Below are 15,577 nucleotides of genomic sequence, written 5' to 3'. Positions count from 1 at the left end.
CAACAGCATGAGAAAACAACTGACAGAAAAAATTATTAATGAGTATAAAAAGAAGGCAAAATAGATGTTTGCTGAGCTTAGGACAAACCGGCGGGAATCCTCTCCAATTTATTGGAGAGATGAAAGCCGGCTTTATAACGATATAAATATCAAAAAATACTGCTTATAATTGATTTTATTAATACACTATTATACACTATATGTATGAAGAAAAATAATCTTATTCATGTAAGAACATGCGTATAAAACAGAAGTCAAAAATCGGATATGAGAGGTCAGAAATTTAAGCAGTACTTATGAAAAACAAGGGGGTGAAGATTTGAGATTAAAGAAAAACAATCCTGATTTCAGACAAAGGGTTATACAATTTGAATTAAACCCTGATAAAAGACAGAGCATAATACTAAATTCCTTGGCATATGCTTCATCAAAACTATGGAATATAGCAAACTATGAAATAAAAAATTGGAATAAAGACAAAAAATACCCTGACTGGTATGACCAAAAATCAAGGTTAAAAAATAACTTTTGGTATAAAAACCTGCCATCACAATCAGCACAAGAAACATTAAAACAACTTCATGAAGCATGGCAGTCATATCATAAATTAAGAAAAACAGGCGGAATAAAAAATCCAAAACCACCAAGATACAAACATACAAATTTCAATGTAAGATGGTTAAACAAAGGATTTAAAATCATTGACGGTAAAATAAGATTATCTTTGCCCAAACAGCAGAAAAAATACTTAAAAGAAAAATACAATATAAACGTTGATTATCTTTACATAACAATACCCAGTGAATACAAAAATAAAGACAAATATCCCAAAGTCATCGAAATAATGCCTTTATCCAAAACAAGGATATATAAGGTTCATATTATTACCGAGTTACCGCTCATCACACAGAAAGAAGATAACGAAATATATATGAGTATAGATTTGGGTATAAATAACCTTATGACATGTTATACAACTACAGGCAAGACATTTATCATATCAGGCAGACAATTACTAAGCATAAACAGATATTTTGACAAAATGATAGCATATTATCAATCCATAGCATATGCCGAACAATCAGCAAATAAAGACAAATACCACAAAGATACTAAGAGAATACAAAATCTATACGCAAAAAGAAGGAAACAAATAAAACATCTGCTTCATGCAGCCACAAAGCGTGTTGTAGAAATTGCAGAAAAAGAAGGAGTAACGAAAATAATAATAGGAGATATAACTTATATACGGGAAAACAAAGATATAGGACACGTGAACAATCAAAAACTCCACAAATGGCCTTTTGAAAAAATAGAAAATCTGATAACATATAAAGCAGAAGATAAAGGAATAATTGTAGAAAAGCAAGAAGAAAGCTATACAAGCCAATGCAGCCCTTATGAAAAAGAAATAAATAAAGAAACTGCAAATAAAGCAAACCGCAAACAAAGAGGGCTGTATATTGTAGAAAACAAACTGTTTAATGCTGATTGCGTGGGAGCATACAATATAATGAAAAAGTATCTGCAAAGGACGGGGAAACCTGTCACGGCAGTAGTGGGGTTGGACACCCCGGCTGCGTACCGGTGGAACTTTTATCAAGGTTTCATTGGGAGCACGAAGCTCGCCAATTTATTGGCGATGTAGTTCACAAAACTATCCTGAACAAAGAAGGCAAACTAACCGATTCAGAATACGAAAAAATCAAAGAACATCCATTGAGCGGTTATCAATACTTAAAGGACAGGTTCACTATACCTGCTTTGTCATATATTGCGGTATTAGATCATCACGAAAAATATGATGGGACAGGCTATCCTAATGGCAAAGCAGGTGATCATATATCGGTTTTTGGCAGGATAATTGCCATAGCAGATGTATATGACGCACTTATTTCTAACAGACCGTACAGAAAAGGCTTGTTGCCTTCCGAGGCTATGGAGTACATTATGGGTGGATCGGGAACACTGTTTGATCCAAATTTTGCAACTGTATTCAGCAGAAAAGTAGCAGTATATCCTGTAGGAACGTGTGTCAAATTAAGTGACGGAAGGATTGCAATTGTGGTAGAAAACTTTGAAGGTTATACTACAAGACCGAAGATCAGAATAATTGAAACAGAAGAAATATTGGAATTAAGAAATATCAATAACATAACAATAACAGGAATTGCGTAAATATAGGCAATACATTAAAAATATTGGATTATTTTTAAGAAATTCCCGGAGTTTTTTGTTGAGAAGATGTGGGTTAAAAAAATTAATGATTTGTAAAAAATTTTTGATAAAAAGAAGGATTTTTCACTTTTATGTCGAATATACATAATGAAAATGTATAATAATATTTTAAAGGTTCCTGATTTTTGTCGTCGACCTTTAATAGTGCAAAAAGTCCGGAGGAACGACGAAATTTTCAGCTTTATAAATTTTTTAAAAAGTATTGACTTAATAATGTTGTTTGCATATAATTAAGCTATAAGCTTGACATGGACAGGAAATATGTAACGAAAGAAATGCTTTTATAGTGTATGTTTAAATGGGGTTTTTAGCCTACCTATAAGGAATTGAAACAAGAGATCCGTGTCGAGGAAGAGCGCAAGCGCATGACGTTTTTAGCCTACCTATAAGGAATTGAAACTTTTCCCGCTGATGTATCCAACCTGGCCGGTAGCTTGTTTTTAGCCTACCTATAAGGAATTGAAACACAAGAGAGCAGGTTTTATTGAGAGTTAAAGAAATAAGTTTTTAGCCTACCTATAAGGAATTGAAACTATAAGTAAGCTTTTCGATAGGTATAACCGCCTCTGGGTTTTTAGCCTACCTATAAGGAATTGAAACAAAACAACCAAGTATCTTTTCCCTTGCCCGTCCTGGTTTTTAGCCTACCTATAAGGAATTGAAACATATTTTTAGAACTTATTTTGAAGCAGGTAAGCCCGGTTTTTAGCCTACCTATAAGGAATTGAAACTAATCCTTCACCATGATAAAAAGTACCTGCATGCGGTAGTTTTTAGCCTACCTATAAGGAATTGAAACGTTTGCTGTTGCTCGGCTCCTTCCTGTGTTTCCTGGTTTTTAGCCTACCTATAAGGAATTGAAACGCAAGCTGATCAGCTTGCATGTTCTTTTCACGCGGGTTTTTAGCCTACCTATAAGGAATTGAAACTTCCGATTTGTGAATGTCCTAAAATTTTTGAAATAAGGTTTTTAGCCTACCTATAAGGAATTGAAACAGGCCATGGGGGCAAGGACTGTGGGCAGGAATTAAGTTTTTAGCCTACCTATAAGGAATTGAAACTACGAACGTGGAATTGGTAAAAGATGCGCAGTTTGCAGTTTTTAGCCTACCTATAAGGAATTGAAACCTGCTCCCGGATCTGTTCCCCCATGTCCTGGGTCAAGTTTTTAGCCTACCTATAAGGAATTGAAACTAAGCATATACAACGCTATACCTGCCAAAAGGGTTGACGTTTTTAGCCTACCTATAAGGAATTGAAACAAGAATGGGGTTGAGCACAACATGAAGATAGGATATGGTTTTTAGCCTACCTATAAGGAATTGAAACTCAATATAGGACATGCAGACCGTCCTGTATGTCCGAGTTTTTAGCCTACCTATAAGGAATTGAAACCCGCTTCGCAAACACTTATTGACAGCACAATACAAATGTTTTTAGCCTACCTATAAGGAATTGAAACGTAAAACATACCGCACCAGAAATCCGCATACAATTAGTTTTTAGCCTACCTATAAGGAATTGAAACTTTTGTTTTGGTGACAGAAATTCTACCTGATCGGCAAGTTTTTAGCCTACCTATAAGGAATTGAAACCAAACGTTAGTTCGTTTAATACGAAGGAGGAATTAAGTTTTTAGCCTACCTATAAGGAATTGAAACTAGGGTGTCGGGTGTTCTTGGGCAGATTATTAGTATGTTTTTAGCCTACCTATAAGGAATTGAAACGCTATTTAAGAGAGTTGTTTAACTCTCTTTTTCTTTTGTTTTTAGCCTACCTATAAGGAATTGAAACTATTAAAGCTGATAGGTACGGAAATATTGTTGTTAGGTTTTTAGCCTACCTATAAGGAATTGAAACTAAAAAACATTTATAAATCCTATGGTGACCTCAGTTGTTTTTAGCCTACCTATAAGGAATTGAAACAAGGCAAGCCTGTTACAGAAGATGATTTGCGAAGCGTGTTTTTAGCCTACCTATAAGGAATTGAAACTTTGTCTTGTCGACATATGTAATACGCTTGCTAACTCAGTTTTTAGCCTACCTATAAGGAATTGAAACTCAATGTCGCCTCGTTTAATAAGCTCATATAAGTCGTTTTTAGCCTACCTATAAGGAATTGAAACTACGAAGAAGAGAAGAAAAAAGAGAGGTTGTATATTGTTTTTAGCCTACCTATAAGGAATTGAAACCCCAATGTGGATGCCGAGACCGGCGAGATCATTAATCGTTTTTAGCCTACCTATAAGGAATTGAAACCAAAAAGAAACGCGGCTCTGCGACCGAGGAGTTCGAGTTTTTAGCCTACCTATAAGGAATTGAAACTCAAATACAAGGTGACTGACGACGGGCTAATGCTCAGTTTTTAGCCTACCTATAAGGAATTGAAACCGGCACATGGCTTTCCGTTCGTGGTTTGCGTAACCGGTTTTTAGCCTACCTATAAGGAATTGAAACGCCTCCGCAACTTTTATGCAATCCCCTGGGTTTTTTGGTTTTTAGCCTACCTATAAGGAATTGAAACCAAGTACGACAACCCCGTCCCGGTCATTTGGGCGAATGTTTTTAGCCTACCTATAAGGAATTGAAACCAATGTCAGGATGGATGAAATACCCTTATACGGAAGTTTTTAGCCTACCTATAAGGAATTGAAACAAAATCAATAGCATAACCTAAACCTACTAAAATTACGTTTTTAGCCTACCTATAAGGAATTGAAACTCCGGTAAATTTTAAGCGGGTTCCGTCCGAAAGCTGGCGTTTTTAGCCTACCTATAAGGAATTGAAACAAAGATTAGGACCAAAATTTATCACTTCACTACACCGCGTTTTTAGCCTACCTATAAGGAATTGAAACCAGGCTGTCTCAATCCTTCTTTTAGCTTTTTCATAGCCTCGTTTTTAGCCTACCTATAAGGAATTGAAACATGTTTCAAATTTGGCACCAATGACGACTTACACATGTTTTTAGCCTACCTATAAGGAATTGAAACAATATTTTTAGTGGATTCTAATATTCAGCGGCTGCTGTTTTTAGCCTACCTATAAGGAATTGAAACGTACAAAAATATGATATAAGACCTTTATATGTATATGTTTTTAGCCTACCTATAAGGAATTGAAACTGTGATAACAATTCCGAACTGCTTAGGTTCTACTATGTTTTTAGCCTACCTATAAGGAATTGAAACTTAGAGAGCAGAGGAGAAGTTTTTGTTCGCTTTAGTTGTTTTTAGCCTACCTATAAGGAATTGAAACATGGAATATAATCTGCCTTTGCATCCAGAGCAGCGAGTTTTTAGCCTACCTATAAGGAATTGAAACGCAATAAAGAAATCATCGAAATATCCCGAAATGCCGGTTTTTAGCCTACCTATAAGGAATTGAAACTGATGGACAAATTGTTGCAGTCACAATTAATAGAGAGTTTTTAGCCTACCTATAAGGAATTGAAACTATAAACCTGGCGATACATATACCCAAGAATAAGGAGTTTTTAGCCTACCTATAAGGAATTGAAACTTTACTTGTATTTCCGTCATTTGATGAAGAACAAACGTTTTTAGCCTACCTATAAGGAATTGAAACGCCCACTGAATATCTTTTATTGCCCAGTGATTATCAGGGTTTTTAGCCTACCTATAAGGAATTGAAACTATAAACCTGGCGATACATATACCCAAGAATAAGGAGTGTTTTTAGCCTACCTATAAGGAATTGAAACTTTTTCTAATAGCTTTTCTATATTTCTGTTTAATCTGGTTTTTAGCCTACCTATAAGGAATTGAAACAGGAATGGTATGAGAGAAATAAAAACAGAGAAGGCTTTGTTTTTAGCCTACCTATAAGGAATTGAAACCCGCTGTTACCTGCGCAAAGCTTGCAATAATAAAATAGTTTTTAGCCTACCTATAAGGAATTGAAACGATTTACGACTTGCAATGGAAGAACTAGACAAGGAGTTTTTAGCCTACCTATAAGGAATTGAAACTCGGAAAACACAATATCTCATTACCACAGGCTTTTATAGTTTTTAGCCTACCTATAAGGAATTGAAACGATGCAGAGGAACTGCTTGTAAAGCTACAAGTAGACTAGTTTTTAGCCTACCTATAAGGAATTGAAACTGAACAACAAAATAGTCTGTTGCACTGGGATACAAATTCGTTTTTAGCCTACCTATAAGGAATTGAAACTAATTTCTGCTTCTGTAATATCTGCTTCTTTGCTGTGTTTTTAGCCTACCTATAAGGAATTGAAACGCTATAAGCGCTATAAAGTATGGAACAAGAGGGATAGGTTTTTAGCCTACCTATAAGGAATTGAAACGCCTTTTTCTATAATCGGTTCATTGAAGGGATTTAAGTTTTTAGCCTACCTATAAGGAATTGAAACACAAATAATTTGCACTTGCACCAGCACGCAATGCAGTTTTTAGCCTACCTATAAGGAATTGAAACCCGTAACAAGGAAGTGATAATGTGTGAAAAAATTTTTGTTTTTAGCCTACCTATAAGGAATTGAAACTCCCTGATCCTGTTGTATTCTTCATTGGTATCAAGATGTTTTTAGCCTACCTATAAGGAATTGAAACATTGAAGTAGAAGAAGAAAAAGAGAAAACAGTCATAGAGTTTTTAGCCTACCTATAAGGAATTGAAACCGTCTTTGAAGCTAAACTCCCAGGGATCATTAAAAAGTTTTTAGCCTACCTATAAGGAATTGAAACTAGGTTGCTTTAAATATCCATCTGTTTCAAAGGCAAGGTTTTTAGCCTACCTATAAGGAATTGAAACTATGGCTGTTATTCGATAAAGACAGCAGTGACAGAGTTTTTAGCCTACCTATAAGGAATTGAAACTATTTTATTCTTGCAAGCTTTGCGCAGGTAACAGCGGTTTTTAGCCTACCTATAAGGAATTGAAACTGATGTAACTATGTGGTTTGTGAATTTAGTACAAAGTTTTTAGCCTACCTATAAGGAATTGAAACCCTCCTAACTTGGATTTATAGTTATTTTCTGTAATAAGTTTTTAGCCTACCTATAAGGAATTGAAACGAAGAAAAACAGCAAACATTGCAATATCGTATTGAGTTTTTAGCCTACCTATAAGGAATTGAAACAGGAGCAAACAGCAGTAAGGCTAAAAAAGTTTATCGTTTTTAGCCTACCTATAAGGAATTGAAACCAAATATTACCGCCAATGCAGCTCCGGCCATTTCGCGTTTTTAGCCTACCTATAAGGAATTGAAACAGTCTTTCTTTGGCTTTCTGAACGTTTTTGTTGTTTGTTTTTAGCCTACCTATAAGGAATTGAAACTGATTATGGCCCGAACAAGAAATAAGACTTTGCAGTTGTTTTTAGCCTACCTATAAGGAATTGAAACCGTAATCCATATCCACATGCTCCTGCATCATAGCCACGTTTTTAGCCTACCTATAAGGAATTGAAACTGAACTGGAGGGAGAAACCCTCGGGCAGTGTTGTACGTTTTTAGCCTACCTATAAGGAATTGAAACTATCCCATGGCGTCCAACCTCTCCATGGCAGCAAGCCAGTTTTTAGCCTACCTATAAGGAATTGAAACCTTGCGAGGATTGCTTCCTCGCATGAGGAACATATGGTTTTTAGCCTACCTATAAGGAATTGAAACAACATTTGCAGAGAAAAAGCATTCGACAAAAGTATCATTGTTTTTAGCCTACCTATAAGGAATTGAAACTGCTAAGCAGCCGCTGAATATTAGAATCCACTAAAAATGTTTTTAGCCTACCTATAAGGAATTGAAACGCAATTCTCGATACTATTGCATCGCCTTTCTCACCGTTTTTAGCCTACCTATAAGGAATTGAAACCAAAAGGCGGATTGCCCACTTTTGATAATGTGATGGAGTTTTTAGCCTACCTATAAGGAATTGAAACAAAGTCCTATAAGCCACGTATATATGCCATCGATTTTGTTTTTAGCCTACCTATAAGGAATTGAAACTTGAATTTGGCACTGTGAAGATGAGAGCTAATCCATTGTTTTTAGCCTACCTATAAGGAATTGAAACGAGTCAAACATAACCTCACTTGCGGGGATTTCTTCGTTTTTAGCCTACCTATAAGGAATTGAAACTGCTAAGCAGCCGCTGAATATTAGAATCCACTAAAAATGTTTTTAGCCTACCTATAAGGAATTGAAACCCCGATGTTGCTGTTAGTAACCTCTATGGGTATAATGTTTTTAGCCTACCTATAAGGAATTGAAACTGAAGCGGTTGATGGCAAGTTGGAATTTGGTCTTGAGTTTTTAGCCTACCTATAAGGAATTGAAACCAAAAAGAACACTTTGGAAGAGCTAGACGTGGAGAAAGTTTTTAGCCTACCTATAAGGAATTGAAACACCTTACCCGCCAGGAGGCCAAGATAGACGAGCTGCTCGTTTTTAGCCTACCTATAAGGAATTGAAACCCATAGAGGACCTGGCGGTTCTTGCGTCCCTGGGGGTTTTTAGCCTACCTATAAGGAATTGAAACCGTCTTTGAACCAAAGAGGAGACTCATCATGGCCTTAGTTTTTAGCCTACCTATAAGGAATTGAAACTTGAATTTACATACTTTCTCAGCGCTCTGCTTTTGAGTTTTTAGCCTACCTATAAGGAATTGAAACAGCTGTTTCCAAAACAAAGATATAGGTGATAGCCAGTTTTTAGCCTACCTATAAGGAATTGAAACTTTAAAATTACCTGTATTATAAACATGCTGCATTAAGTTTTTAGCCTACCTATGAGGGATTGAAACATATCAATAGGCTCTTGCTGATAGTTAGCTGAAGCAGTTTTTAGCCTACCTATGAGGGATTGAAACGTGTAAACCCTGTTTGCTGTTTTCGTTTTAATTGCCTGTTTTTAGCCTACCTATGAGGGATTGAAACCCGAATTTGTGCTGCATAGACATTTTATATAATTCTTCGTTTTTAGCCTACCTATAAGGGATTGAAACCTTAATGACAAATAGCAAAACCACACAATGTGGGAGTTTTTAGCCTACCTATGGAAAGCGGAAGTCAGAAAAAAAGAGGTGAGAGGTCAGAAATTTAATTTGTTGATAGAAGTCGAAACAAGTTCAGACATCAGACATCCGATTTCCGACTTCAGTTTAGGTTTTTAGCCTACCTATAAGGAATTGAAACGCCAAATTCTAATACAAAATTATTTAAAAATGTTATTTCTCAAAACATAAAGAATGAATTTTTAGGGGAAATCTTGTCTCCTGAAATTCAGATATATAAGGCAATAGTAATTGCCAAAAATTAAAATAAGAGGAGGATGAATATGATTGAGATGCTTGTAGGTACAAAAAAGCGGTTTTCAAAGATATCAGCATTAATCATTGCGATATTAATGCTCGTATCAAGTATTGCAGCAACCGCTTTGGCTGTTCCGACAAACACAACAACAGCCAAGCAATTTACAGACATCAAAGGGCATTGGGCAGAAAAAGAAATAAATGACTGGACATCAAAAGGTCTAATTGCAGGGTACGAAGATAACACCTTTAGACCCGACAACCCTGTAACAAGAGCAGAATTCGTAACATTTACAAACAGAGCTTTTAACCTAACAAAAACAGCAGACATAAACTTCAAAGACGTAAAATCGACAGACTGGTTTTACAATGAAATACAAAAAGCAAAAGCTGCAAATATTGTTTCAGGTTATGAAGACAACACATTCAGACCAAACAACTCCATAACAAGAGAAGAAGCAGCAGCAATACTGACAAGGCTTTTAAAACTTCAGCCTGTCACACAAGATGCATTAAAAGCCTTTAAAGATGCATCAAAGGTTTCAGACTGGGCTAAGGCTACTGTCAATACAGCCGTATACTATGGCTTAATAAAAGGCTATCCGGACAATACAGTAGGACCGGATAACCCAATAACAAGAGCAGAAACGGTTGTTATACTTAACAGGGCATTAAACTTGCAACCAACACCAGCACCGACACCAACACCGACACCAACACCATCAAATACTGAGAGTAGCGATGGTGGAAGCAGTTTAATATCATCGAATACTGGGAGTAGCGGTGGTGGAAGCAGTTCAGCACCAACATCAACGATCTATGATAAAGCAGGAACTTATGGTCCGCAAACAGGCATGAATATCATTAATGGAGATGTAACCATCAGCGCAGCCGATGTAACATTACAAAACACAACAATAAAAGGCAATCTGCTTATAAGCAAGGCTGTCGGGGATGGAAATGTAACACTTAAAAACGTCATCGTAGAAGGGACAACAACAGTCAATGGCGGTGGCGAACACAGCATAGAATTAGAAAATTGCATATTAGGGAAAATAGTAGTAAACAAAGATGACGGGAAAATAAGACTTGTTGCAAGCGGTACGACAAAAGCAGATTCAGTAGTATTACAATCAGGTTCAAACCTTGAAGAAGACAATATAACAGACAAAGGATTTGCAAATGTAATTATTGATGGACCAATTCCTTCAGGTTCAGAAATAAGATTAATAGGTAATTTTGAGAATATAAGAATCAATGCACCAGGAGTATCGGTAAAAATAGAAAAGGGAGTTGTTGGAAATGTAAGTGTGAGCGGTCTAGGAGTCCACTCGAAATCATCAATCACAAATTAACAAATATGTTATTGAAAACCATATAATTTACAATAAAAAATACTCCTGAACACATATGAAATAAGCACTTAAGAGCTATTTTTATGATATAATATAAATAATATAATAAGAAAAATGTGGTGATAAAAATGTTAGGAAAAGCAGACAGACAAATGTCATTTTCAGATTATTGGTTACTTGGAAAAATTTCTGAAGATAGTTATTATCATAGATTAAGAACATGGGTATTTAATAATCTTAATGAAGAAATGTTTCAGCCACTTTTCTCATACTATGGCAGAGAATCCATATCTCCGGTATATACATTTACAGCGATGCTGATACAATTTGAAAAAGGATATTCTGATCGTGAAATGGAAGAAGAATCACGATTCGATGACAGAATTAAATATGCATTAACCGCACCACGGGATTTTGATGGAATAGATGCAGTAACATTATGTGATCATAGAAAAAGACTGTTTAACAGCGAAATAGGAAAAGAAATATTCATTAAAACAATTAGTCAGGCAAAAGAAGTAGGACTGTTTGATAAAGACAACTTACACATAATAGATTCATTCATGATTTGGGGTTCCTGTGCCAGACAAGATACTTACACTATGATATACCAAGGGATAAAGATGGTTCTCCGTTTCATGAAGTTTTACGAAATGGAAGATGAATCGAAAAAAATACTGAAAAGAACAGATTATAAAGAAAATATCAAAAAACCCAAAATAGCATGGGAAAACGAAAAAGAAAAAGCAAAATTACTCGAAGAACTTGTTAAAGATGCACTATCACTCGTAGAAAATATAAAAACAAAAAAAGATATAAAAGATGATTTAAAAAAAGCAATTGAATTATTAGAAAGAGTAGCATTACAAGATGTTGAAATAACAAACGACGGGCATGTAAAAATGATAAAAGGAACAGCAAAAGACAGAATAATATCAGTAGTAGATGATGAAATGCGCCATGGAAGAAAGACCTCATCGAAATTATCAGATGGATACAAAGCTGAAATTATAACAGGAGGAGAAAAAGGCTCAGTAGTAGTAGGAATAGAAGTTGATGGAGCAAATATAGCAGATGGAGAACATATGAGTGATCTTATAGAACAAAGCCGAAGAAACGGCGTTGATATAGATAAACTGTATGGAGATTGTGCATATAGTGACTTTGAAGAAATAGAAAAAAGGAAAGAAGAAGGAACAGATTTTTGCATTAGAGTGCCGGAAGCAACAAATCCAAGTGGAGGATTTTCAAAAGAAGAATTCAAAATTGATTTAGAAAAAGGAACAGTAGAATGTCCCAATGGACATATAAAACAATTTGATACTGAAAAAACACAAAAACATGAGCAAGTTACAGTGAAATTTAGAGCAGAAGAGTGTAATGATTGTCCGCTAAAAGACCAATGTACAAAATCAAAAAAAGGGAGAACAATAAATATACATCCGTATGAAAAAGAAATACAAGAACAAAGGGAATATCAAAAAACAGATGAATTTAAAGAAGACTATGCAAAAAGACCGAATGTAGAAAGAAACATATCAGAACTTACCAGGCATGGCGGACGTAAAGGAAGGTATAGAGGAAAATTAAAAATAAGATGGCAAATGATAATGGTAGCAATAAACAATAATATCAAAATAATAACGAAACATATTTCTAAAATTTGTAATAGACAAATTAAGAAGGTGGAAGTCTGCCCAAAAACGGCTTAAAGAATGGTTAAGGATATTAAAAATAGCAATAACAGGTCAATAAAGCCATAATATACATATTAAAATCAATAACAAAATCATATATATTTCTTTGAATAGAGATTATTCTGATAATTTATGCGATGATAAAAATTCTTAACCGGCAGATAAGTTATTTTCGAGTGGACTCCTAGCCAAAGATTCGAAAATAGATATTGCAGACGGTGCAAAAGTCAGCACTCTTATAGTAAATGCAGCCGCAGCAATAACAGGAAATGGTATTATTGATGCTGCAAACATCAATGTAAATAATGTCATAATAGATAAAAAACCTGTTACAATGAATATTGCATCTGATGTGACAGCGATAATTGCCGGGGTAAAAACAGGAAAATCAGGACCAGTAGATACATCAACAGTAAATAATTCAACATACGCAAAACTATATGATGTTAGTACTGCAGTTGGTTCAAATGTTGTATATCTTACATTTAGAAATGTTCAAAAAGACATGCAGGTTTATGCATTGGTTAAATTGCCAACAGATACAAAACCAAGCATAGATGAAATAAAAAAGATAAATTATTGTAGGGTTATTAAACCGAAACAAGAAAAAGATTTATCGGCAACTGGTCCATATAATGCAAGTGCATATGCACTTATCATATGGGGTTTAAATGCTAATGATTTAAATGGAAATACTGAATATAAAATATACTATGTTGTGACAGATGAATATGGCAATCCTATAGACATAAACGGCAATAGCACATCTGGTGTTTCTGAATTTACTGTTAAGACATTACCAATTGATATTAAATCGAATATATCAAGTATATCAAGCTTTACCCAAGATTTATATGGAAATTTCAATATTACCATAAAAAATAATGTTTCGGGAATAACTTATAAGAATGTGACTGAAACATGTGAAATAATAGCATGTGAAAGTGCGCCTTTTGACAACAAGGATATTTCATTACAATATGACAATAATGGTACTTGGTCAGATATACTTTTAAATAACAATAAATATATACCGGTATGTGATCGTGTTTATGGAGCTTTAAGTTCTACACAAGGTTTTACAATAGGAGATGGCTATAGTGAAACCAAAAATTTTAAAGTAAAAATTAACAAAGTAAATGCTTATATGTTTACTATATATATAAAAGATGGACAGGGTAATTTAATAGGGAAATATGACCGTGGCATTCCGATAGAAGCGATTTCTTTTACTTCTAATGATATTAATAATATTAAGGCAGGTCAAGAAAGTCAGTTTAGCGTATTTGCCAAAGCAAACAATGTTTCAGATGATGTTTATGCACAATGCAAATCAACACTTACGGTATCAGATGCAACATATAGTAATGCGGTTAGTAATCAAGCAATAAAAATTGCAATTGGAAATAATCCAGAGGTTAACTTTACTACAGACAGCAATGGTGTTGTACGTTTCCCTCAAGATGGAATTAACATGAAGCAATTAAATGATGGTATATCAATTAAATTTAAAACAACATTTACAAAACCAGGAACTTACACATTAAACTTAGAATTTGAAGATAAACAAGGTAATACAATAGGAGGCTCTAAGATAATTACTTTTACAGTTAAATAATTACAATAATATTAAATGCAATGTGAGTAATTAATTATTTTAACTACTATATTTTATATTATTAATTCAAATAAAACAGTTATTAATTGACAGTAAGTGGATTTTAGGGGGTTGATTTAGGATTCACCGGCTTTCATCTCTCCAATAAATTTGAGAGATGAAAGCCGGTTTTATAATGGATATAAATATTGAAATTAAAAGTATAAATTGCAATAAGAATAAAAAGGCATAGCAAACAAGCCATTTTTTGAAGACTTTTTAAAAAATTAAATATTAAAATAAGTGTTAATCCTAAACAGCTGGCTTTATTTTATAGCCTTGAAGCTTGGCTAATAGTATAAGCTTATTCAACCGTAACCTCGCGTTTTCTGTTAATTTTCTGCTATGCTTTATGTATATGTATTAAGCGGTCCAGTTTGGGCTCACACTAAAATAACAAATAATGGAGCACCAACGGGAACAGTTTCTTATCTTGTAATTGATCCTAAAACAGGAACAGTATATGCTATAGTAAGTGGTAATATTTACAAAGCAGTACCTATTTATTAATCGATTTATTTAAATTAATCAATTTAATTTAAGGAAGGTATTTTTCATTAAAGAAGAATACCTTCCATTTTTATGTGCGTAGTGCGTATGCGACCAAAGTTGCGAAAATTTGCCATGCTGACAGGTATTGTTAAATAGTTAGAAGTCAGTTTGGATCACAGTATTGTTTGAACATATATATTTATGGAGCATAATCTAAAAGAGTGAGGTGGTGCAAATGAGTAATGAAGAGATGGAAGGAAATTTTAAAGGATATAACATGCAAAATCATATACATATAGCTTTAAGTATATTCATTTTTGGGTTTTACGCTTTTTGGGAAAATGCCATCTTGGGACGGGACATTGTGGGGACGTACCCGGATTGTCACTTTTCACAAGCAAATTGAAAATTTATTTTATAAAGTTAGTAACAAAATCAAAAAGAAATAAAATTATTAAGCATTAAAAGCAAGAGGTTTTCAATTTGAGAGATTGAGAAAAAAAGTTTTAAAATATTGTAAAATGTATTTGATAATGAAAGAATTAATAAAATTATATAGAAATTATTAAGAGATATTTTAAATATAAAGTATCTATTTGGTTATAAGTCCACGGGAGTTGGGATTTATGTCATTTAAAAATGAAAGGCAAAAAGAATTTTTAAGACAAATAAGAGAATATGAAGAAGAAAACATACTTTCACAAATTGAACTTTGCAAAGAAATAGTCAATAACTATATCAATTACAAAAAACAAAAAGTCTTAGTGATTTTCAAAAAATACATGACCTTATTGATAAATTTAATAAAAGTAATATAGAGCAAAGAAATATTATAATAGACATT

The 15,577-nt window shown here is 34.1% G+C and carries 8 protein-coding genes and 1 CRISPR repeat array; of the genes, 7 read left to right on the top strand and 1 reads right to left on the bottom strand.

What is annotated here, in order from left to right; translation table 11 throughout:
- Positions 1–319 precede the first annotated feature (319 nt).
- The 4 genes from AC0LWJ_RS07460 to AC0LWJ_RS07445 all read left to right on the top strand — a co-directional run bounded on the left by AC0LWJ_RS07460 (position 320) and on the right by AC0LWJ_RS07445 (position 12,599).
- Positions 320–1,648: an RNA-guided endonuclease InsQ/TnpB family protein gene (locus AC0LWJ_RS07460; RefSeq protein ID WP_474240055.1), complete on the top strand. Its 1,329-nt coding sequence runs from the start codon at positions 320–322 to the stop codon at positions 1,646–1,648.
- Complete coding sequence (locus AC0LWJ_RS07455; protein WP_474240057.1) at positions 1,588–2,178, top strand: HD-GYP domain-containing protein; 591 nt, start codon at positions 1,588–1,590, stop codon at positions 2,176–2,178. The genes AC0LWJ_RS07460 and AC0LWJ_RS07455 overlap by 61 nt, the downstream gene beginning before the upstream one ends.
- Positions 2,179–2,541: 363 nt before the next feature.
- A CRISPR array of direct repeats spans positions 2,542–9,226; the repeat unit is 30 nt; unit sequence GTTTTTAGCCTACCTATAAGGAATTGAAAC.
- Between the two features lie 332 nt (positions 9,227–9,558).
- Complete coding sequence (locus AC0LWJ_RS07450) at positions 9,559–10,887, top strand: S-layer homology domain-containing protein (RefSeq protein ID WP_474240059.1); 1,329 nt, start codon at positions 9,559–9,561, stop codon at positions 10,885–10,887.
- Between the two features lie 128 nt (positions 10,888–11,015).
- Positions 11,016–12,599 carry an IS1182 family transposase gene (locus AC0LWJ_RS07445; RefSeq protein ID WP_503031410.1) on the top strand — a complete coding sequence of 528 codons (1,584 nt, stop codon included), beginning with the start codon at positions 11,016–11,018 and terminating at the stop codon, positions 12,597–12,599.
- 135 nt (positions 12,600–12,734) lie between these two features.
- Here AC0LWJ_RS07445 and AC0LWJ_RS07440 read toward each other — a convergent pair whose 3' ends face one another.
- The gene (locus AC0LWJ_RS07440; protein WP_474238528.1) at positions 12,735–12,896 is read right to left on the bottom strand and encodes a hypothetical protein; all 162 of its coding nucleotides are present in this window, start codon (positions 12,894–12,896) and stop codon (positions 12,735–12,737) included.
- A 22-nt stretch (positions 12,897–12,918) separates the two neighbouring features.
- On the opposite strand from AC0LWJ_RS07440, the gene AC0LWJ_RS07435 reads away from it, so the two are divergent.
- The 3 genes from AC0LWJ_RS07435 (at position 12,919) to AC0LWJ_RS07425 (ending at position 15,551) form a co-directional block, all read left to right on the top strand.
- Positions 12,919–14,202 carry a hypothetical protein gene (locus tag AC0LWJ_RS07435; RefSeq protein WP_474238524.1) on the top strand — a complete coding sequence of 428 codons (1,284 nt, stop codon included), beginning with the start codon at positions 12,919–12,921 and terminating at the stop codon, positions 14,200–14,202.
- A 384-nt stretch (positions 14,203–14,586) separates the two neighbouring features.
- Positions 14,587–14,751: a hypothetical protein gene (locus tag AC0LWJ_RS07430; protein ID WP_474238520.1), complete on the top strand. Its 165-nt coding sequence runs from the start codon at positions 14,587–14,589 to the stop codon at positions 14,749–14,751.
- Between the two features lie 608 nt (positions 14,752–15,359).
- Positions 15,360–15,551 (top strand): hypothetical protein, encoded by a 192-nt coding sequence (locus AC0LWJ_RS07425; RefSeq protein ID WP_474238515.1) that lies wholly within the window; start codon positions 15,360–15,362, stop codon positions 15,549–15,551.
- Positions 15,552–15,577: the final 26 nt, after the last annotated feature.

The organism is Aceticella sp. 75b-Ac (genome assembly GCF_056032965.2).
This window is presented reverse-complemented; position numbering and strand designations above follow the sequence as displayed.